Source organism: Sphingomonas trueperi (assembly GCF_040545665.1).
In the GTDB taxonomy this organism is placed as follows: Bacteria; Pseudomonadota; Alphaproteobacteria; order Sphingomonadales; family Sphingomonadaceae; genus Sphingomonas; species Sphingomonas trueperi_B.
Window position 1 is genome coordinate 207,774 of record NZ_JBEPMH010000001.1, and the last position, 19,615, is coordinate 227,388.

The following is a 19,615-nucleotide window of genomic DNA, read 5'->3' on the forward strand; positions in this document are numbered from 1 at the left end:
CCTTGGGAGCAATTGTGGTCGCTGCAGAATCGCCGCAACGGGCCAGCTTGATCGCTGGATTGGACTTGGAAGCGCTGGACCTGGCGACATCACCCGGCGACGATTTCTGGAGCTATGCTAACGGCGGCTGGTCGCAGCGCACGCCGGTGCCGCCGGGGAGCGATGCGGTCGGCGTCTCGGTCGATGCCCGCCGCAATGTCGACGCACAGGTCCGCAAGATGCTCGATGCGCTGGCGGCGCATCCCGGGCACGAGGGGAGGGTTGGCCGCGTCGTGGGCGCATTTCACGCCAGCTGGCTTGCCGAGCAGCAGGTGGAGGCCCGTGGGCTCGCCCCGGCGCAACCGATGCTGCGGCGGATCGCCCGGCTAACCTCGATCGACGGGGTGGAAGCAACGATGGTGCTGCCGGGACTTTCCGGCCCCGTCGCGATCGGCGTTTCCCCCGATCCGTCGCGGCCTGCCCGGGAGCTGCTCTCGATCGAGCAAGGCGCGCTGGGCCTCCCCCGCGATTTCTATCTCCGTCGAGAGCCTGTCTATGCCGGCTATCGCCAGGCTTATCTGGCCTATCTCCGGCAGTTGCTGCGGTCGTCCGGTGGGCGGGCGGCGGATGCGCCCAAGATCCTCGCGCTGGAGACTCGCATCGCCGAACATCAGTTGGACGGGGCGGCAAGACGCACCGCGCCGGTGCTGCGGCTGTCGCCTGCGCAGCTTCGCCGCACGGTGCACGGCTGGCCCTGGGATATGATGCTGCGCGCTTCGGGCTATCCGGGCCATGGACCGATCCTGGTGCAGGGCGGCGAGGCCCTGGCATCGCTCGGGCGGGTGCTGCACGCGACGCCGCTGCCGGTCGCCAAGGCCTATCTCGCGCTGCGCTATCTCGACGGGCATGTCCGCTACCTGCCGCATCGTTTCGTCGCGGCGCGGGACCGGCTCGATATCGCGCTGGGCGTGATGCAGCCGCCGGCCGCGCGCGATGCGCAGGGGGTCGCGATCGTAAACGATTTGCTCGGCGAGGCGGTCGGCTATCTCTATGTCCGCCGCACCCTTTCGCCCGCGACGGCGCGCCAGGTCCGGATGATCTTCGAGGACGTGCAGGCCGGGCTGCAGGAGCGGATATTGCACGCCGCCTGGATGGACGATGTCACGCGCGAGGGTGCGCTCGACAAGGTCGACAGCCTTCGCCTGCGGCTCGAAGAAGCGGGCGCGGCGCCGCCCGACCTGACCGGTTTGCGCCTCGACCCACGCGACCTGTTCGGCAATGTCGAGCGGATCCAGGCCTATCGTGCGATGCTGGACCGCCGCCGGCTGGCGGCGCCCGAACGGTCCGGCGCGCGGGAATGGCCGATGTCGCCGCAGATCCTCAACGGCTATTATTATGCGCCGACCAACAGTCTGATCCTCAACGTCGCGCTGCTCCAGCCACCCTTCTTCGATGCCGCGGCCGATCCGGCGGTCAACTATGGCGCGATCGGCGCTTTCATCGGCCATGAGCTGGGCCATGCTTTCGACGACCAGGGCAGCCGGATCGACGCCGAAGGCCGCGAACGGGACTGGTGGAGTGTGGCCGCACGCCGCGCCTATGCGGAACGGACCGCGGCGCTGTCGGCGCAGATCGCCACATTCGAGGCGCTGCCAGGGCTCAAGGTTGATCCAGGGCTCACCCTGGGCGAGAATATCGCAGACCTGATCGGCGCACAGGCCGCTCTCGATGCCTATGCGCGCTATCAGACGCGGACCGGGCCCGCAGCTAGGATCGCTGGCTATAGCGGAGAGCAGCGACTGTTGCTCAGCCTTGCGCAAATGCGTCGATCCAAGCTGGCCCCCGACGCCGCCCGCCAGCTCGCGGCGATCGACAGCCATGCCCCGGTGCAGGTCCGCGTTAACGCCGTCGTCTGCAATGTCGACGCCTGGTACGCGGCCTTCGGTGTGCAGCCAGGGGCCAAGCTCTACCTGCCGCCCGCCCAGCGCGTGCGGTTCTGGTGAAGACGACGCGGAACAGCATAGCGGCCTGTAGCAGGCCGCTACGCTGTCTCCCGATCAGGATTCGGCCAGGAAGCTGCGGAGCAGGGCATTATACTGCTCCGGCTTCTCGACCATGGTCATGTGCGAGCACCCGCTCAGCACCGCGAGCCGCGCCTTGCCGCCCAGGCCATCGCGCAGCGTGGTGTGGCAGTCCAGCGTCACTTCGTCGAACTCGCCGGTGGTCAGCAGCGTCTTCTGGGTGATCCGCTTCAGGTCCTTGCGTCGGTCCCAGTCCTTGATCTTGCCGACGATGGTGAACTCGTTCGGGCCGTTGAGCACCCGATAGGCGATCGACTTGCCGAGCGCCTCGAAGCTTGCCGCGGCGTCCGGCGTGGGCGGGACGCGCAGCAGGAAGCGATCGTAGAATTGCTGGACGAGTGCGGCATATTCGGGCGTGCCGGTCTTGCCCGCTGCCTCCAGCGCGTGGAGCTGCGCGGCGAAGCCGTTCGGCATGCCGGCGATCAGCCGCTGCATGCCGGCCACCGCCTGGGGAATGCTCGCAAAGGCGCCGCCCAGGATCAGCCGCTCGACGCCGACGCCGCGGCCCTGACACAGATATTCGGTCGCCAGCAGCGTGCCCCAGCTATGGCCGTACAGCACCACCTGCCGGAGCCCCAGTGCCTCGCGCACCGCGTCGACTTCGTCGACCGCGCGCTGGATGGTGTAGACGCCCTTGTCCGCGGGGGCGTCCGCCTTGCCGCAGCCCAACTGGTCGAAGAAGATCACCGGGCGCTCATCGGCCAGCGCCTGCATCGACAGCAGGTAGTTGTGCGCGGCGCCCGGGCCGCCGTGCAGCGTGAGCAGCGGGGTCTTGCCGCCGGAGCCGAACTTCCGCCAGTAGATCTTGCCGCCGGGGACGGACGCATAGCCGTCGCTGCTGGGAATATCGGCGCGACGCGCCCATGCGTTCGCGTCGAACAGGCTTGATCCCGCCATGGTGCCGATGGTCTTCAGCGTCGATCGTCTCGTCCAACCCGTCGGCTTCGACATCCATCACTCCCTCTTCACAGCGCCGCCGGGACAGTTTCCGAGCGGCTGCGGTGCTATATCGCCGGGCCATCGTTTTGCGACCGACGCGATGCTGCGTTTACCAGAATTGACCAAGTCCAGATCGGCAGGCGTCGGGACTGCCACCACGATGTGCCGCCCGCGACGCACTGGGTGTCGCGGGCTGGGCACCGCCGGTCACTTCGTGAGATTGCGATCGAGAAAGTCCCGGATCAGCGGGGCCATCACGTCGAGCCTGTCTTCCAGCGCGAAGTGCCCGGAATCCAGGATATGGATCTCGGCCTTGGGCAGATCGCGCAGATACGGGTGTGCGCCTTCCTCGGGAAAGATCTTGTCGTTCTTGCCCCAGACGATCAGCGTCGGCGGCCGGCGGGTGCGGAAGAATTCCTGGAATTGCGGGTAGAGCGGCACGTTCGAGCCGTAATCGCCGAGCATGTCGAGCTGGACGTCGCGGTTGCCGGGCCGGTCGAGCAGCGCCTGGTCGTGGACCCAGTTGTCGGGGCTGATCCGGGCGACGTCGCCCATCCCGTCGGTATACTGGAACCTGGTGATGTCGAGCGTGACCAGATTGTTCAACGCGTCGCGGTTCTTCTGCGAACGGTCGCGCCAATAGACCTTGATCGGATCCCAGAAGGGCGATTGCAGCCCCTCGTCATAGGCGTTGCCGTTCTGGACGATCAGGCCGCTAACCCGCTCCGGATGCTTGAGTGCGAGCCGGTAGCCGATCGGCGCGCCATAATCCATGACGTACAGGGCGTAGCGCTTCGCGCCGATCTGCGTGACCAGCTTGTCCATGACCTCGGCCTGGTTGGCGAAGGTGTAGGCGAACTGCTTGTGGTCGGGCGCGTCGCTCTGGCCGTAGCCGGGATAATCGGGTGCGATGACACGATATTTGTCGGCGAGCAGGGGGATCAGGTTGCGGAACATGTGCGAGGAGGTGGGGAAGCCGTGGAGCAGCAGGACCACCGGGCCATTCGCGGGGCCCGCCTCGCGATAGAAGACCTTCACCCCGTCGACGGTGGCGGTGCGATAGTGGATCACCGGCACGCTGATGGGTGCAGGCGGCGGCGCACCTTCGGGAGAAGCGAGCGCCGCTGGCGCGGCGGTGATCGTCACGGCGGCGAGCGCCGCGACCGTAAGCAGGCGTTTCATACATGATCTCCTTGCAGGTTGGACGTGTGTGTCGATTCCGGCAAAAAGTAGCCAAGTAATGCGGCAGAGGGTGTCGCTTGTGGTAAAATCCCGTGAAGCGGGGTGATGTTCATAGACCACGATATACATGGATTTACTTGCGCGAGGCCTGTCGTCTGCGGAAATGGGAGCGCGTCCGGCGTCGCGTCGGCGTTTCATTATGAGGTACCCATGCAGCGCCCCACCGAGCCGCTCGAGACGTCGGTCCACCGGATCGAGGCGGCTGGCGTCTCGTTCTTCTACCGCGCGGCGGGCGATCCGGGGCTGCCGGTGATCCTGCTGCTGCACGGCTTCCCGAGCTCGTCGCACCAGTTTCGCGCGTTGATGCCGCGCCTCGCGGACCGCTATCGTGTGATCGCGCCCGACCTGCCGGGCTTCGGCTTCACCGAGGTCCCCGATGGCTTCGTGTACAGCTTCGATCGCCTCGCCGAGACCCTCGGCGCCTATTGCGATGCGCTGGGGCTGGCCCGATATGCGCTCTACCTGTTCGATTACGGCGCGCCGGTGGGCTTCCGCCTTGCCCTGGCGCGGCCGGACGCGATCCGCGCGATCGTGTCGCAGAACGGCAACGCGTATGAAGCGGGCATGAGCGACGGCTGGGCGCCGACCCGCGCCTATTGGGCGGACCCGTCGCCCGCCAATCGCGACGCGATGCGCAGCATGCTCACGCTCGAGACTACTCGCTGGCAATATACCCACGGCGCGCCGGACCCGGACCGGATCGCCCCCGAAGGCTATTGGCTGGATGCCGCGCTGCTCGCGCGGGCCGGGCAGGACGCGATCCAGCTCGATCTGATCGCCGACTATGCCCGCAACGTCGCGCTCTACCCCGGCATCCATGCCTATCTGCGCGAGCGGCAACCCGCGCTGCTGGCGATATGGGGCGCGAACGACCCGTTCTTCCTGCCAGCGGGCGCCGAGGCATTCCGGCGAGACCTGCCCGACGCCGAGGTGCACTTGCTCGACGCAGGCCATTTCGCGCTGGAGACGCACGCGCGGGAGATCGCCGATCGGATGCTCGATTTTCTCGAGCGCCATTTGGGCTAGACAGGATCGTGCCGCGTTCGATGGCGAAAGGAGTGACCATGCAAGGCGATACCGACGTACGGAACAACCCGGCGGAAAGCCGCTACGAACTGGCGACCGAGAAGGGCATCGCCTTTTCGGCCTATCAGCGCCGCGACGACATTCTGGTCTTCACCCACACTGTGGTTCCCAAGGCGCTCGAAGGGCAAGGAATCGGCACCCGGCTGGTTGCCGGGGCGCTGGCGGATGTGCGCGCACAAGGGTTGCGGATCGTCTCGCGCTGTCCCTTCGTCAGCGCCTATCTCCAGCGCCATCCCGAAGACCGCGATCTCGTGACGGAATCCTCGCCCGCCTAGTCGATAGTGATGGGGCGGGACGCGGCGAGCCGCCGCCACAGGCGGGGGTTGAGCAGCCGCGGCACCCGGTCCCGCCACGCCGACCAGCGCGAGCCGCCGCGACGGGCATAGGCAATATGCGCGGGGATCGTGAGCAGCAGCTCGGTGCCGCCGCCCGCGCGCGGGCGGATGGAAAGCGCGCCGCGGAGCTTCCTCGCCCGTTCCCGCATCCCCTGCAGCCCGTAATGGTCGGCCTTGCGTCCGCATTCGAGGACCTGCGCCGGGATCCCCGCCCCGTCATCCGAAAACCGGATCGTGAAGGGACGGGTGAAGCGAATGTCGATGCGCACTTGGGTGGCGTGCGCATGCTGGCGGACATTGGCGATCGCCTCGCCGGCGACGCGGACGATCTCGTCCAGCGCGATTGCCGCGAGCGGGCGCGGATCCCCGATCGCCTGGATGCGGACGCTCGTCGCAGGACCGAAGCCCTGCTCGGCGACGATGGCGGCGAGGATCTCGACGATGCCATCGGGATCCAGCCGGGTGCGCAGGTCGCGCACGCGGTCGCGCCCCTCCGCGATCGCGCGATCGGCGCGGATCAGGGCGCTTTCGAGCTTGGCGCGTTCGGGCGTACCGCGCGGCAGGTCCTCCACGGCCACCTGGACGTACAGGGTAAGCGTCTGGACCGATTGCAGCAGCGTGTCGTGCAGCTCGCGGGCGATCCGCTCGCGCTCGCCCATCCGCTCCGCCATGCGCGCGCGGATGCGGTGGGCGAGCGCGCGGAGCCGGAGCTTGTAGAGCAGCCAGAGCAGCACCAGCACACCTACGCCCCAGAGCAGGCGAAAGGGCCAGCTCTGGACGAAGGTGGGCGGGATCTCGAACGCGAGGGTCGCGCCCTGCCGGTTCCACACGCCATCCTCGTTCGCCGCCGTCAGCCGGAAGCGGTAGCTGCCCGGCGCGAGTCCGGTGTAGAAGGCCTCGCGGCGGGTCCCCGCATCTACCCAGCCTTCGTCGACGCCCTCCAGCTGGTAGCGGAACTGGACGCGCGAGGGCACGGACAGGCTGGTCGCGGTATAGGCGATCTGGAGGTTGGAGGTTCCCTTGGGCAGCCGGATGGCCGCCCCACCCGCATAGCTACGGCCGCCGGAGCTTAGCGACTGGATGATCACCGGCGGCGGCAGCCGGTTGTAGAAGAGCTGGTTCGGATCGATCCAGGCGACGCCGACGCGGGTGAGGAACCAGAGGCGCCCATCGGCGGCCTCCATCGCGGTCTGCGACCAGGAATCCTGCTGTGCCACGCCGGGCATGCCGTCGTCGCGATCGAACACGCGCGCCTGCATCGGCCGGGCGGGGTGCGCGAAGGCTTCCTCGAGGTCGGGCCGTGCGATCCGGACTACCCCGCCGGCGGTGTTCAGCCAGAGGTCGCCCTTGGCGGTTTCGACGATCCCGGCGGTCCGGCTCAGAAAGGGGTGCACAGCGGAGCGCAGCGTGACGAAGCGCCGGCCGTCGAACCGCGCCAGGCCGAAGTCGCCGCCAGCATAGACATGGCGCCCCCGCACCGCGATGACCACGACCGTGCCCAGCGCCAGATCCTCGCGGGCGGAGAATATGCGTCGCGCGGACCCATCGATCAGTGCGATACGATCCCCTTCGGCGATCCAGACGCGCCCGGCGTCGTCGCGCAGCATCTGCGTCGGCGGATTGCCCGTCGTCGCGAGCCGCGGATCGGGCGTCCACCGGTCGCCCTTCCTGCAAAAGGCATCTTTGGCCGACGCGATGCAGATCCGTCCGGGCGATGCTTCGAACAGCGCAAAGGGCGTGGGTTGCGGCCAGGGCAGGGGCACGTTGCGCAGGCCGCCGCCGGACCAGAACCCCAGCGTACGATCCGTGCCGATCCACACGTGGCCTTGCGCATCCCTGTGCAGGATCAGCGGGCGCCGCGGGAGTCGGGCCAGCTTTCGGGCCACATGGCCGGGGTCTGCGAGGAAAAGGGCGTCATTGGTCGTCACATACATCGCGCCCGCGGGACCCGGCGCGATCCGGAAGCCGTTGCGCGAATCCGTCGGCAGCCCGGTGGCGACCACGGCGCTGGTCTCGCGAAACTGGTCGAGGCCCAGATTGGTCCCCACCCAGATATTGCCCTCGCGATCTTCCAGCAGGGGGTTGGCGAGGTTGGAGGTCAGCCCGCGCTCGACGCCGAAGCGCTCGCGCACGCCGTTGGGAAGCAGCGTGCCGCCCGACCAGCCAAGGCCGATGCGGAAGACGCCGCCGCTGCCATAGCTGCCCCACAGCCCGCCGCGCCGGTCGAACAACATGCTTTCGGCGCGCGGATTGGCCGCAGGGGGGGGCTGCACCCAGGTCTGGGGGGCACCGGCGGCAGATCCCGCGATGCGCTGGAGACCCGGGCGGGCGCCGGTGCTCAGCCAGATCGCGCCGTCCGGGGCCAGCTTCAACTGCGGTCGTTCCGAGGCCGAGGCGGGAACGGGGACAAAGCGGGCGGCACCCGGACGCAGCACCGCCAGTTCGCCGCCCACTGCGACCCATACCGATCCGTCGACGCCTGCGACGACGCTGGTCGCAGCGCCTGCGGCCACGCCGTGGCGGGCACCGAGCATCTCCCAGCGTCCTTGGCGAAAGCGGGCGACCCCGCCACGATTGTCCTCGCCCAGCACCGCCCAGATCGTCCCCGAACGATCCTCGGCCAGTGCCAGCACGGGAACCGAGCGGAAGCCGAGGTCGAACGTGGCCAGGCGCCCCCCGCGCAGTCGGGCAACGGCCCCGGATGCGAAGCCGATCCACAGGTCGCCGCTGCGGGTAGCGAGCAGCGAATTGACGTTGAGCGACGGCAGGTGTTCGCCCTGGAAGGGACGGAATTTCTCGAAGCGCGCGCCGTCGAAGCGGTACAGCCCGCTCCCCGTGCCCAGCCAGAGATAGCCGTCGCGCGACTGGGCGAGCGCCCAGATCTCCGGCGGGGCGCCCTCGCGGACGGTCCAGGCGGTATGCCGCAATTGCTGCAGGCTGCGCGGGGCGCCCCCTGCGCAGGCGTCGCCGGTGCTCCACAGCGGGGCCAGCATGGCCAGGACCCAATATTTCGCGGCGCGCGACATGCGCTGTATCTCGTCCAAAGCGGAGCGGGTGTCACGCGGGGCGATGGCACCACGTGCTGTCGATCCCCCAAATGGGTGAAGCCGGCGAACCCGGGGGTAGGGTGCCCCCGGCGCGCCGTCGGCATAGTCTTCGCGCCACAACATCATCGTTCTGCCCCCGGGCATCGCGCCGCCCGGGGCGGCGAGAGCGATGCAACCGGGAGGTCGTCCCCATGCCATCTACTGCCCTATCCATGCCCACACCGATACCCGCCTATCCGGCGCCGCTGGTGCGAGCGATCGAGCGGTGCTTCCGCTTCGGTCCGTTCGTGCTCAAGCCCGGCCGACAGCTGCTGCTCAAGCATGGCGAGCCGGTGAAGATCGGTGCCCGCGCGCTCGATATCCTCACCGTTCTGGCCGAGCGTCCGGGGGAGGTCGTCAGCAAGCGCGAACTGCGCGCCCGCACCTGGCCCGACACCTTCGTCGGCGACGGCAACCTCAAGGTGCATGTCGCCAGCCTGCGCAAGGTGCTGGGCGAGGTGGTGGAGACTCCGCGCTACATCGCCACCGTCACCGGGCGCGGCTATCGCTTCATCGCCGACGTGCAGGACTGAGCGCCGCGCCCGGCGTCAGTGGTGGAAGAAGCCGCGCCGGATCGCGACGGTGACGGCATGGGTGCGATCGTCCACTCCCAGTTTCGCGAAGATGTTCTTGAGGTGCGACTTGATCGTGTCCGGCGAGACATCGAGGTTGCGGGCGATCTGCTTGTTGGGATGCCCCTCGGCGACCATGCCCAGGATCGCCATCTCGCGGTCAGTCAGCGGATCGTCGAGCGCATGTTCGGCCACGGCGTGGCTGATTTCCGGGCTCATCGCGCGGCGACCGGCATGGACGGTGCGGATCGCGTCCAGCAATTCGGTGCGCAGGCAGCTCTTCAGCAGATAGCCCGCCGCGCCGGCCCGGATCGCACGGATCGCCTGCGCGTCCCCCGAATAGGTGGTGAGCACCAGGATCCGGGCCTTGGGACACAGGTCGAGGATCGCGGCGATGGCGTCGATCCCGCCCATGTCGGGCATCTGCAGGTCCATCAGGGTCACGTCGGGCCCGAGCGCGCGGAACATCGCGACCCCCTCGGTGCCGTTCGCCGCTTCGCCTGCAATCTCCATGTCGGGCTGCCGCGCGATCAGCGCGGCCACGCCGTCGCGGACCGTTGCGTGATCGTCTACCGTCAGCACCCGTATCGTCACGCTTCCCCGATCCCCTGGCGGCGTCCCTCCCATTCCCCGGAAGTCGCCGCCGTCCCTGAAGTCCATCATGGACCATCCTAGCGATCGCGCGGGAAATTTCCACGGGCTGCCGCAGCCTTGTTCCCCGGAACGGTGCGGGGCGCTCGGCCCCGTCCACCGTATCCGCCGGGCGATGCCTGCGCTTAACCGCAGCTTACCACAGCTGACCGAGGCGCCGCGCCGATGTCGCGTACAAGGTCCGTGCACGTCGATCACAAGCGTCCCATGCCGCTGCCGGCGCGCAGGGACGAACCCACAGGATAGTCATCATGCCTTCTTCGCCTGCCCCCAAGACCAGCATCCTTGCCAGCGGCGGCGGCGCGATGCTGATGGATCCGGCCGATACGGTGATCCTGCTGCTCGATCACCAGTCGGGCCTGTTCCAGACGGTGAAGGACATCCCCGTCGCCGATCTGCGCCGCAATGTCGAGATGATCGCCCGGCTCGCCTCGCTGCTGCAGATCCCGGTCATCACCACCGCGTCCGAGCCTGCTGGCTCCAACGGCCCGCTGATGCCGGAGATCGCGATCCACGCCCCGCACGCCGTCTATGTGCCGCGAAAGGGCGAGGTGAATGCCTGGGACAATGACGACTTCGTCGCGACGGTCCGCGCCACCGGGCGCAAGACGCTGGTGATGGCCGGGGTGTGGACCAGCGTGTGCGTGATGTTCCCGGCGCTCGATGCCCGCGCGGCGGGCTTCGAGGTCTATGCGGTGCTCGATGCGTCGGGCGATCCGAGCGAGATGGTCTCGCGCATCTCGCTCGCGCGTTTCGTCCAGGGCGGCGTGAAGCCGACCTCGACCAACGCGCTGCTCTCCGAGCTCCATCGTACCTGGGCGCGCCCCGAAGCCGCCGAGCTGGCCAAGCTCTACGGTCTGGCCGCGCCGAATTATGCGGCGGTGATCGAGAGCTATGTCCGCGCCCAGCAGGCGGCGCGCGAGGCAATCGCCTAGGCAAGGCTGCAGGCTGAACCGGAGGAGGGAGGGGCGCCATGCCCTATGGCTTCATGGACGTGGCCCGCACGCCGGGCGTGGCAGCCGCGCAGGCCGAGATGGGCGTGGGCGACCTCTGGACCCGGTTCAAGGGGCACCGCGCGTTCGATCGCTTCACCGCGGACGAAGTCGCCTTCCTTGCGCAGCGCGACAGCTTCTACATCGCGTCGGTATCGGAAACCGGCTGGCCCTATGTGCAGCATCGCGGTGGCCCGCCCGGCTTCCTCAAAATGCTCGATCCGCAGACGCTCGCCTTCGCCGATTACCGGGGGAACCGGCAATATATCAGCACCGGCAATTTCCGGACGAACGACCGGGCGTGCCTGATCCTGATGGACTATGTCCGCCGCGCCAGGCTGAAGATGTACGTGCATGTCGAGACCGTGGCGCCCGGGGCCGATCAGGCGCTCGCTGAGTGCGTCACGGACCCCGACTATGGCGCGGCGATCGAACGGATGTTCCGGCTGCGGCTGGTCGCCTTCGACTGGAACTGCCCGCAGCATATCGTGCTGCGATTCAACGAGCACGAGATCGCGACGGCTGTTCAGCCACTGCACGACCGGCTGGCAGCGCTGGAGCGGGAAAATGCCGAGCTGCGCCGCCAACTGGCCGGGGGGGATTGATCCCGCGTCAAATCGTGCTTCGGGAAGGCATCCTTCCTCGGACGAGCTGCGCCTGAAGGAGTTGACCATGACCGCGAACGCTTTCCCCACAGTTCCTGAAGAGATTACCCTTTCGGTCGGCCAGGTGTCGATTTTCGTCCGCAGCTGGCGTCCTGCTTCGTCTCCGCGCGCAATCGTTACGATTTGCCACGGGTTCAATGCGCATGGTGGCCACTATCAGTGGGTCGCAGAGCAACTCGTGGCTGCGGGCTTCGTCGTCTATGCGCTGGACCTTCGCGGACGCGGCCGATCGAGCGGGCCGCGCTTCCTCGTTGAGCGTTTCGACGACTATGTTGCGGATATCGCCGCGATGGTCGCGTTTGCCCGACGACGCGAGCAGGATTTGCCGTTGTACCTGCTAGGGCACAGCGCAGGCGGCGTGGCGGCCTGCCTCTACGCGATCGAGCACCCGTTCGGTCTGCAGGGGTTGATTTGCGAAAGCTTCGCCTTCCACCTGCCTGCGCCCGGCATCGCGCTTGCCTTTCTCAAGCTATTCAGCCGCTTCGCACCCCGAGCGCGCGTGCTCAGGCTCAAGAACGAAGACTTTTCGCGCGATCCCGTTCGAGTCGGCTTCCTGAATACCGATCCTTTGACCGCCAAGGAAACGCAGCCCGCCATCACGGTGGCGGCACTGATTCGCGCGGGCGCGCGGCTCAACCGCGAATTTTCGCAACTCACTGCGCCGGTTCTGATCCTCCATGGAACCGCTGACAGGGCAACGCGACCTGATGGTAGCCAGCTGTTCTATGAGGCCGCAGCATCAAAGGATAAAAGGCTGGGCTTTTACGAAGGCGCATTTCACGATCCCCTGGCAGATTTCGGGAAAGAGGTGGTCCTCGGAGATATAACGTCCTGGATCGAGGAGCGCCTGCCAACTGCCTCCGTCAAGACGTGAGCAAGGAATGCGCAGATCCGACGAAAGCCTTGGTCCGCCTTGACGGCACTTGGAAACCCGAGGAAGGGCTACCGGCACGCTGCGTGTTATGGGACGATCCGAGAAAGTCCGCCAGTTTCCAGCTACGGTTTGCAGTAAGTTGCGCATCCGCGCAGCAACTCAGCAGCTAAGCGATTGATATCGCTGGTGACCCCTACGGTTGCTCTTGAATGACCTCAAGGTACTGGTAATAAATGACAAGTTTTCTGTGATGCTTGCCTGGTACCATCAGAAGTACCATCAGTTCTCGGCCCCATTTTGTCTCGATTAGTGGGGAAGGGGCCAAGGTTTCAGACAGGAACCAAGAGGCAAGCTCAAGAATCATCGCGAGCGGGGCTTTTAGGCATCTCCGTCGTACTTACTATGCCGCGCTGAACTTCGGTTCGCGGCTGCTCCCGAGCAACGTGCGCCGTTCGCTGATCGGTCATCGCACGGCAGACCCCGCCAGAGCCAGCCATTCGCTCAGCTGAAGGGTCCGACAGCAGTGTGCTCATCAATGTGGTCATTGGTCAGGGTTGCCCGTCCCCGAACGCAAATGTTAGATGTAACGGGGGTCCCCTCCAGCAAGTTGCGTCTGAAAGATTGGCGATCACAGACAACGCAGCCGGGTGACTGCTCAGGCGACCGACAGCATTCTCGTAATTCGCACCAAGGCCCTCAATCGCGGCACTTCATCGCTGTGGCGGGAAGCGAGCGAGGCCGTTGACGGACGTCAATGCGCATTCACGCGCTCGCGGCCAGAAGTGCAACTTCACGTCATCGAGGAACTGGCCATGAAGACCGACCGGCTGATGGCCGTTACCGACGGCGTGCTGGCGATCGCCATCACCATCATGGTCCTCGATCTGCGCGTCCCCGTCACCGACGCCTGGATCGCGATCCGGCCCGTTATCCCGCTGCTCGCCGCTTATGCACTGGCCTATATCAACATCGGCATCTTCTGGACCAACCACCACCACATGCTTGCCACCGCCAGCCGCGTGAACGGGCGGGCGCTCTGGGCCAATCTGTTCCTGCTGTTCTGGCTGACCCTGATGCCGTTCGTGATCCGCTGGATCGGCCTTGCCGGGGTAACGCCGCAACCGGTCGCCGCCTATGGGGCAGTGACGGTAATGGCGGCGTTCGGATACATCTGGCTCGAACGCGAGCTGATCCTTGCGGAGGGCACCGAATCGCGCATTCGCGCTGTGGTCGGTTCGCGCGAGAAGGAATGGATCACGTTCGTCCTCTATGGCCTCGGCATCCCCGCGGCCTTCGTCTCGCCCTGGATCGCCATCGGGCTGTACATCGCGGTTTCGCTTGCGTGGCTGGTCCCCGACCGCCGCTTCGAGCGTTGGCATAACCTGCAGTACGCGGACGCGCATCGCCCTCCGCAATAGCGGCCGGCAGCAGGATGCCGCGCGCGTCGGGCGAAATCGCGCACGGCATCCTGCGGTCAGGGCCGGGGAGGCGTGTTTGCCTGGCGGTTCGCTTGGACGAACAACGCCTTGATCCGGTCGAACAGGCGCATGCCGCTGCCTTCGCCCCGAGTCTTGTCATCAATGGTTTCGAGTTCGTCCGACAGCGCGTCGAGATCCTGCTTCGTCGCATAGCCGAGCGCCTTGGCCAGATCGATCTGCAACCGCGCATCGGCGAGCAGCCGTTCGAGCTGCTTGTTCTCGTCGGCGCTGCGCTGCGCCTTTTCGGCGAGCGGCTGCGCCAGATCGAGCAACGCCTCGGCCCTGGCAAGCGGCAGCGGGATGATCAGGTCCTCGACGACCAATGTCGCCAGCGCGGTTTCGAGCATCGCCTTGGCTTCGGCTGGGTGGCCCGCAAGGATGCGCGCCGCTGCCTGTTTGATTGCCCCCGGATAGCTCGCCAGCGGAATGTTGACGGTGGTGACGACGCTCTCGCTGGCCAGCCCGGCGATCAGTCGCCGCGCGTCCTGTATGCGTCCATCGTCGAGCGCCGCCTCGGCCAAGTCGCGCAGCGCCTTCACATCGGCCGGCGTGGCGATGAGGTCGCGGGTCGTCACGCGGACGTCGACCGGGGCGAGGGCGAGCTTGGGTTCGGCGGCGAGGACAACGTCGAGCTTGCCGCTGGCCCGCGCAAGTGTCTGGACGGCGTCATCGGCCTTGCCGGCGCTCAGCAGGTCGAGCGCAGCATAGCTTTCCTGCAGCGCCGAGACGGCGCCGGTGATCAGCGTGCGCCGCCTTTCAGCGATTCGGCCGCCGACACCGGTGGCGACCGGCATCGCGGCGGGTGTCGCGCCGACAGCGGCGGGTGCCGCCGCGGTCTCGTTCTGGGCGTTGCCGGGGGGATTGCCCCCCTGCGAGCAGCCCGGCGCCAGCAGGCTGAGGCCGATCACGGCGGCTCCCATGCCGAGGCGGGTCGCGTACCGGGCCTGGAAAGATGGTGTGGTCGGATGGTGAAGGGCTGACATGCGACGCGCTTCCTCAGGTTGGGGGGGACGAGGTTTGATCCCTTGGCGGTCTAGGAAGCCGGCCCAGACGCTGCCTTGACGATCGTCAGGGCGCGGCCGCCCGCTTTGCCGGAGCTTGGGTGCAGGATTCTGTGACAGGCGCGAGGAGGCGAACATGGCAGGCAAGGTGATCGGCATCGACCTCGGCACCACCAACAGCTGCGTGGCGGTGATCGATGGCGGCAAGGCGGCGGTGATCGAGAATGCCGAAGGCGGCCGCACGACGCCGTCGGTGGTCGCGTTCGGCAAGAGTGGCGAGATTCTGATCGGCCAGCCGGCCAAGCGCCAGGCGGTGACGAACCCGGAGAACACGATCTACGCGATCAAACGACTGATCGGCCGTCGCTATGACGACCCGGTCGTGGCCAAGGAGAAGGCGCTGGTCCCCTACGAGATCGTCAAGGGCCCCAACGGCGATGCCTGGGTGGAGGCCCAGGGCAAGCAATACTCGCCCGCCCAGATATCGGCATTCATCCTCACCAAGATGAAGGAGACGGCCGAAGCCTATCTCGGCGAGACGGTCACCCAGGCGGTGATCACCGTACCTGCCTATTTCAACGACGGCCAGCGCCAGGCGACCAAGGATGCCGGCAAGATCGCCGGGCTCGAGGTGCTGCGCATCATCAACGAGCCGACCGCCGCGGCGCTGGCTTATGGCTTGGAGAAGAAGGGAGAGGGAAAGATCGGCGTGTTCGATCTGGGCGGCGGGACCTTCGACGTCTCGATCCTCGAGATCGGCGACGGGGTGTTTGAAGTAAAGGCGACCAATGGCGACACGTTCCTGGGCGGCGAGGATTTCGACAAGCGCATCGTCGATTGGCTCGCCGATACTTTCAAGAACTCCGATGGCATCGACCTGCGGCAAGACCGGATGGCGCTTCAGCGGCTGCGCGAAGCGGCGGAGAAGGCGAAAGTCGAGCTGTCGTCGACACTGGAAACCAGCGTCAACCTGCCCTTTATCACCGCCGACGCGACCGGGCCGCGTCATCTCAACACCCCGCTCAGCCGGGCCAAGCTGGAGGAACTGGTCGACGACCTCGTCCGGCGCACTGAACCGCCCAGCAAGGCCGCGCTCGACGATGCCAAGCTCAAGCCCGCCGACATCGAGGAAGTGGTGCTGGTGGGCGGCATGACCCGCATGCCCAGGGTCCAGAAAAGCGTCCGCGAAACCTTCGGTCGCGAGCCGAACAAGGGCGCCAATCCCGATGAAGTCGTGGCGATCGGCGCGGCGATCCAGGCCGGCGTGCTGCAGGGCGATGTCGAGGACGTGCTGTTGCTCGACGTGACTCCGCTGTCGCTCGGCATCGAGACGCTGGGCGGCGTGTTCACCCGCATGATCGACCGCAATGCCACGATCCCCACCAAGAAGTCGCAAACCTACTCCACCGCTGACGACAATCAGCAGGCGGTGACGATCCGCGTCTTCCAGGGCGAGCGCGAGATGGCGGCCGACAATAAAATGCTAGGCCAGTTCGACCTGGTCGGCATCCCGCCGGCGCCGCGCGGCGTGCCGCAGATCGAAGTCACGTTCGACATTGACGCCAACGGCATCGTCAACGTGTCCGCCAAGGACCAGGGCACCGGCAAGGAGCAGCAGATCCGCATCCAAGCCTCGGGCGGCCTCAGCCAGGCCGATATCGAGCGCATGGTCAAGGAAGCGCAGCAGCACGCCGAGGAGGATCGCAAGCGGCGGGTGCTGGTCGAAGCGCGCAACCATGCCGAGAGCGCGATCGCAAGCGTCGAGCGCCTGCTCGCCACGGGCAAAGGCGACCCGGCAGCACGCGCTGCGGCCGAGAAAGTGGTGGGGGAGGTCCGCGCCGCCCTCGCCGGGGATTCGGTATCGGAGCTTGAGGCGAAGACCGCCACGCTGATGCAGCTCGCAATGACGCTGGAGCAGCCTGCCGGCGAAGCGCGCTCCGCACCCGCCCCCGAGGACGGCGTGGTCGATGCCGAGTTCGAAGACGTGCCGGGCAGTTAGTGCATGGCCAGCGTGGACCCTGGCTCTCTTTGGGGCTCTCCGGTGCAGACTGGGAGAGCCCTTTCTTTTCGGCCGGCGCGCACCGGCCTGACGACCGTCAAGGCGGCGCCCACGGGCGGACGGTATCTCGGGCGCTACATACCTGGAGGAAAATGACCATGGCTACCGACAGTGACATCAAGCGCGACGTGGAGGCCGCGCTGCGCTGGGATCCCGATATTGACGCGACCGACATCGCGGTTACGGTCAAGGAGGGCGTCGTCACGCTCGCCGGCTTCGTTCGCAGCTACAGCCAGAAATATGAAGCCGAAGGCGAAGCCAAGAAGGTCAAGGGCGTCCGCGGGGTCGCCAACGATATCGAAGTCAAGCTTCCGGCCCTAAACGAGCGTTCCGATCCCGACATCGCCCGCGACGCGGTCGAGGCGATCACGCGCGAGCTTCCATATTCGTCGCAGCACATCAAAGTCACCGCCCGCAATGGCTGGGTCACGCTCGAAGGCGATGTCGAGTGGAAGTTTCAGAGCCAGCGCGCCGAGGACGCCGTGCGTCGGGTCAAGGGTCTCAAGGGCGTGACCAACATGATCACGATCAAGCCGCTGACATCGCCGGCCGAGATCAAGGCAAAGATCGAAGAAGCGCTGAAGCGCTCCGCCGAACTCGACGCGCATCGGATCACGGTCGAATCCAGCGGCGGCGACGTGGTCCTGCGCGGGACCGTGCGCTCCTGGGCAGAACGGCAGGAAGCCGAACGCGCAGCCTGGCGCGCGCCGGGCGTATCCCATGTCGACAACCGCATCACGATCATGCCGTGACCGGCTGACGTGTGCGCATCGCCCATCGGAAGAAGGAGAATGCACATGGCGACGCCCTACGACCGGCTATATGCCCCGGACCGGCGCAACGCTCGCATTGCCGACCTTTGGTGGGCGATGGCGTTGCGCGGTGTCGGCGCAATCGTGCTCGGCACGCTGGCGGTGCTCTGGCCGGGTATCACGCTGCTGGTGCTCGCCGGAGTCTTCGCGGCCTATTGCCTCGTCGACGCGGCCTTTTCGATTATTCTGGCAGTACGCGGGGCGAGGCGCCAAGAACGCTGGGGATGGCCGGTGCTCCACAGTCTGGTCGCCATCGCAGCCGCTGTGCTGACGATCTTCTACCCGGACCTCACCGTCTTTGCCTTCGTCGCGCTACTCACGGTCTGGGCGCTGGCGACCGGAACCATCGCGATCGTCGGCGCCTTCCGGCTGCACCCCGATCACGGCCGTGTCTGGATGATCCTCGCGGGTATCGTTTCGCTGGCGCTGGGGGTGCTGCTGCTGCTGTTCCCGCAAGTTGGGATGTTCACCCTTACCTGGATGATCGCGTTCCAGGCCTGGCTCGCCGGATCGATGCTGCTTTCACTCGCGTTCAGGTTGCGCATGCGGCAGGCCGAGCGGCGCACGCATGGCCGGCGTGTTCCCGCCTCGGAGTGACAAGGAAGCTGGGCTAGCCGGCACGGCGTCTTGTCGCGCCGGCTAGCCCGTCAATCATGGCCTGCGCCGACAGGCTCTTATAAAGCAGCCCGAAGGCCTGCATGATCCCGAGATAATCGTCGTGCCGCGAGGCGAAGCTGTCCGCCATCTGCATGAGGCAGGGATTCTCCTCGCGCAGCGTCGCGGTGGCGAGCGTCACGAATTGCGCGTCCCCGTATTCGCCTGCCAGCGCCGTCATCGCGTCGCGCGTATCAGGCGTGATGCGCGGTAGCGGACGACCTCGCTCGCGCGCGTCGAGCGAGAGGATCCCATAGAACATAGCAAACCCCGCGAGCATGCGCTTGGGATCGCCCACGTCGCGCGCGCTGCGCAGCGCCATTTCGAGATAGTGCGGGTTGTGCGCGAGCAACTCGTCGACGATTTCCGCGATACAGGCATCCGGGCCAACATCGTCGAAATCGCGCGCCACGCGCTCCCACAGGCGCTCGTCGATATACGGCAGGGCGCCGGATTCTCCGCCTAGTTCAGTGCTTTTCATTTATCGAAGCTAGGGATCGTCGAGCGTATCGACAACCGTATTGGTGCCGTGGCCATCATGGCGCACACCTGCCAGATATTGCTATAAGAGAGGAGCGTTGACGCTCGTCAAGGCGTACCCGGCGCCGGCACTCCAAAAGGATCATCCCTATCAGAGGAGGTCGTTATGGCGTTCAGCCGGCTTGATCGAAGCGCTTGGCAGGCCTTTTTCGATACATTCACCCGTGCGCTGATCGGCAAGCGCGCCGAGATCGAGGTGGCGTCGCTCGACCTGGGCGACCAGATCCTCGCCGAATGGCTGCCCCTGCTGGGGATGAGCTACGATCGGAAGGACGATCTGGTGGAGATCAAGCTGGACGGCGTCGATCACCTGATCCGGTCTCCTCGCGAGATCCATGCCGACCATGTCGCCGGCACGCTGCTTGCCCTAGAGATCATCGACGGCGACGATCGGCACCAGATCGTGCGCTTCGCAAATCCAGTGGCGCTTCCGCCGCCGGTCGATAGCCCACAGCCAACCCAAGCATCATGACAATGATTGGCCGGGGCAATGGCGGGTCGCTTGCGTGGTGGAGCCCGACCAAATGGGGCCGACCGCGAAGGGGCGGTCGCGGGTAGCTTCGAACGGC

The 19,615-nt window shown here is 66.6% G+C and carries 18 protein-coding genes; 12 read left to right on the forward strand and 6 right to left on the reverse strand.

Annotation, left to right across the window (positions count from 1 at the left end; all coding sequences use genetic code 11):
* The first annotated feature begins 65 nt into the window (after window positions 1-65).
* Window positions 66-1,982, forward strand: a complete 1,917-nt coding sequence (locus ABIC65_RS00890; RefSeq protein ID WP_354306326.1) for a M13 family metallopeptidase — start codon at window positions 66-68, stop codon at window positions 1,980-1,982.
* Window positions 1,983-2,036: 54 nt separating this feature from the next.
* Here the strand turns inward: ABIC65_RS00890 and ABIC65_RS00895 are convergent, their stop codons facing one another.
* Both ABIC65_RS00895 and ABIC65_RS00900 read right to left on the reverse strand, forming a co-directional pair.
* On the reverse strand, window positions 2,037-3,011 hold the full coding sequence (locus ABIC65_RS00895) for a proline iminopeptidase-family hydrolase (RefSeq protein WP_354306327.1): 975 nt from the start codon (window positions 3,009-3,011) through the stop codon (window positions 2,037-2,039).
* Between the two features lie 195 nt (window positions 3,012-3,206).
* Window positions 3,207-4,181 (reverse strand): alpha/beta fold hydrolase, encoded by a 975-nt coding sequence (locus ABIC65_RS00900; RefSeq protein ID WP_354306328.1) that lies wholly within the window; start codon window positions 4,179-4,181, stop codon window positions 3,207-3,209.
* Window positions 4,182-4,391: 210 nt separating this feature from the next.
* On the opposite strand from ABIC65_RS00900, the gene ABIC65_RS00905 reads away from it, so the two are divergent.
* Together ABIC65_RS00905 and ABIC65_RS00910 are read left to right on the forward strand one after the other, a co-directional pair.
* Window positions 4,392-5,267: an alpha/beta fold hydrolase gene (locus tag ABIC65_RS00905; protein WP_354306329.1), complete on the forward strand. Its 876-nt coding sequence runs from the start codon at window positions 4,392-4,394 to the stop codon at window positions 5,265-5,267.
* Between the two features lie 38 nt (window positions 5,268-5,305).
* Window positions 5,306-5,602 carry a GNAT family N-acetyltransferase gene (locus tag ABIC65_RS00910; RefSeq protein WP_354306330.1) on the forward strand — a complete coding sequence of 99 codons (297 nt, stop codon included), beginning with the start codon at window positions 5,306-5,308 and terminating at the stop codon, window positions 5,600-5,602.
* On the opposite strand, the gene ABIC65_RS00915 is transcribed toward ABIC65_RS00910, so the two are convergent.
* The gene (locus ABIC65_RS00915; protein WP_354306331.1) at window positions 5,599-8,688 is read right to left on the reverse strand and encodes a sensor histidine kinase; all 3,090 of its coding nucleotides are present in this window, start codon (window positions 8,686-8,688) and stop codon (window positions 5,599-5,601) included. The two genes, ABIC65_RS00910 and ABIC65_RS00915, sit on opposite strands and share 4 nt — an antisense overlap.
* A 233-nt stretch (window positions 8,689-8,921) precedes the next feature.
* Here ABIC65_RS00915 and ABIC65_RS00920 point away from each other — a divergent pair, with 233 nt between their 5' ends.
* Window positions 8,922-9,281 carry a winged helix-turn-helix domain-containing protein gene (locus tag ABIC65_RS00920; RefSeq protein WP_354306332.1) on the forward strand — a complete coding sequence of 120 codons (360 nt, stop codon included), beginning with the start codon at window positions 8,922-8,924 and terminating at the stop codon, window positions 9,279-9,281.
* A gap of 15 nt (window positions 9,282-9,296) precedes the next feature.
* Here the strand turns inward: ABIC65_RS00920 and ABIC65_RS00925 are convergent, their stop codons facing one another.
* Window positions 9,297-9,914, reverse strand: a complete 618-nt coding sequence (locus tag ABIC65_RS00925) for a response regulator transcription factor (protein WP_354306333.1) — start codon at window positions 9,912-9,914, stop codon at window positions 9,297-9,299.
* Window positions 9,915-10,222: 308 nt separating this feature from the next.
* On the opposite strand from ABIC65_RS00925, the gene ABIC65_RS00930 reads away from it, so the two are divergent.
* The 4 genes from ABIC65_RS00930 (at window position 10,223) to ABIC65_RS00945 (ending at window position 13,920) form a co-directional block, all read left to right on the forward strand.
* The gene (locus ABIC65_RS00930) at window positions 10,223-10,906 is read left to right on the forward strand and encodes an isochorismatase family protein (protein WP_354306334.1); all 684 of its coding nucleotides are present in this window, start codon (window positions 10,223-10,225) and stop codon (window positions 10,904-10,906) included.
* A gap of 38 nt (window positions 10,907-10,944) precedes the next feature.
* Window positions 10,945-11,568 carry a pyridoxamine 5'-phosphate oxidase family protein gene (locus tag ABIC65_RS00935; protein WP_354306335.1) on the forward strand — a complete coding sequence of 208 codons (624 nt, stop codon included), beginning with the start codon at window positions 10,945-10,947 and terminating at the stop codon, window positions 11,566-11,568.
* A 67-nt stretch (window positions 11,569-11,635) separates the two neighbouring features.
* Window positions 11,636-12,502 (forward strand): alpha/beta hydrolase, encoded by an 867-nt coding sequence (locus ABIC65_RS00940; RefSeq protein ID WP_354306336.1) that lies wholly within the window; start codon window positions 11,636-11,638, stop codon window positions 12,500-12,502.
* Between the two features lie 647 nt (window positions 12,503-13,149).
* The gene (locus ABIC65_RS00945) at window positions 13,150-13,920 is read left to right on the forward strand and encodes a TMEM175 family protein (RefSeq protein WP_354306337.1); all 771 of its coding nucleotides are present in this window, start codon (window positions 13,150-13,152) and stop codon (window positions 13,918-13,920) included.
* 56 nt (window positions 13,921-13,976) lie between these two features.
* Here ABIC65_RS00945 and ABIC65_RS00950 read toward each other — a convergent pair whose 3' ends face one another.
* Entirely contained in the window at window positions 13,977-14,888 is a 912-nt protein-coding gene (locus ABIC65_RS00950; protein WP_354306338.1) for a YfdX family protein, read from the reverse strand.
* Between the two features lie 229 nt (window positions 14,889-15,117).
* On the opposite strand from ABIC65_RS00950, the gene dnaK reads away from it, so the two are divergent.
* From dnaK to ABIC65_RS00965, 3 genes are all read left to right on the forward strand, one after another.
* On the forward strand, window positions 15,118-16,980 hold the full coding sequence (gene dnaK / locus ABIC65_RS00955; protein WP_354306339.1) for a molecular chaperone DnaK: 1,863 nt from the start codon (window positions 15,118-15,120) through the stop codon (window positions 16,978-16,980).
* Window positions 16,981-17,138: 158 nt separating this feature from the next.
* A complete protein-coding gene (locus tag ABIC65_RS00960; protein WP_354306340.1) occupies window positions 17,139-17,792 on the forward strand; it encodes a BON domain-containing protein in 654 nt (217 codons plus the stop codon).
* Window positions 17,793-17,837: 45 nt separating this feature from the next.
* Complete coding sequence (locus tag ABIC65_RS00965; RefSeq protein ID WP_354306341.1) at window positions 17,838-18,449, forward strand: HdeD family acid-resistance protein; 612 nt, start codon at window positions 17,838-17,840, stop codon at window positions 18,447-18,449.
* A gap of 13 nt (window positions 18,450-18,462) precedes the next feature.
* Here ABIC65_RS00965 and ABIC65_RS00970 read toward each other — a convergent pair whose 3' ends face one another.
* Entirely contained in the window at window positions 18,463-18,918 is a 456-nt protein-coding gene (locus tag ABIC65_RS00970) for a hypothetical protein (protein ID WP_354306342.1), read from the reverse strand.
* Window positions 18,919-19,152: 234 nt separating this feature from the next.
* Here ABIC65_RS00970 and ABIC65_RS00975 point away from each other — a divergent pair, with 234 nt between their 5' ends.
* The gene (locus tag ABIC65_RS00975) at window positions 19,153-19,518 is read left to right on the forward strand and encodes a DUF5335 domain-containing protein (protein ID WP_354306343.1); all 366 of its coding nucleotides are present in this window, start codon (window positions 19,153-19,155) and stop codon (window positions 19,516-19,518) included.
* Window positions 19,519-19,615: the final 97 nt, after the last annotated feature.

Excerpts from the sequence above, each read along its gene's own strand:
- ABIC65_RS00915 (WP_354306331.1), bottom strand. The coding sequence starts at position 8,688 with ATGTCGCGCGCCGCGAAATATTGGGTCCTGGCCATGCTGGCCCCGCTG.
- ABIC65_RS00935 (WP_354306335.1), top strand. The coding sequence starts at position 10,945 with ATGCCCTATGGCTTCATGGACGTGGCCCGCACGCCGGGCGTGGCAGCC.
- ABIC65_RS00965 (WP_354306341.1), top strand. The coding sequence starts at position 17,838 with ATGGCGACGCCCTACGACCGGCTATATGCCCCGGACCGGCGCAACGCT.
- ABIC65_RS00930 (WP_354306334.1), top strand. The coding sequence starts at position 10,223 with ATGCCTTCTTCGCCTGCCCCCAAGACCAGCATCCTTGCCAGCGGCGGC.
- ABIC65_RS00905 (WP_354306329.1), top strand. The coding sequence starts at position 4,392 with ATGCAGCGCCCCACCGAGCCGCTCGAGACGTCGGTCCACCGGATCGAG.
- ABIC65_RS00975 (WP_354306343.1), top strand. The coding sequence starts at position 19,153 with ATGGCGTTCAGCCGGCTTGATCGAAGCGCTTGGCAGGCCTTTTTCGAT.
- ABIC65_RS00920 (WP_354306332.1), top strand. The coding sequence starts at position 8,922 with ATGCCCACACCGATACCCGCCTATCCGGCGCCGCTGGTGCGAGCGATC.
- dnaK (WP_354306339.1), top strand. The coding sequence starts at position 15,118 with ATGGCAGGCAAGGTGATCGGCATCGACCTCGGCACCACCAACAGCTGC.
- ABIC65_RS00940 (WP_354306336.1), top strand. The coding sequence starts at position 11,636 with ATGACCGCGAACGCTTTCCCCACAGTTCCTGAAGAGATTACCCTTTCG.
- ABIC65_RS00900 (WP_354306328.1), bottom strand. The coding sequence starts at position 4,181 with ATGAAACGCCTGCTTACGGTCGCGGCGCTCGCCGCCGTGACGATCACC.
- ABIC65_RS00895 (WP_354306327.1), bottom strand. The coding sequence starts at position 3,011 with ATGTCGAAGCCGACGGGTTGGACGAGACGATCGACGCTGAAGACCATC.
- ABIC65_RS00960 (WP_354306340.1), top strand. The coding sequence starts at position 17,139 with ATGGCTACCGACAGTGACATCAAGCGCGACGTGGAGGCCGCGCTGCGC.
- ABIC65_RS00910 (WP_354306330.1), top strand. The coding sequence starts at position 5,306 with ATGCAAGGCGATACCGACGTACGGAACAACCCGGCGGAAAGCCGCTAC.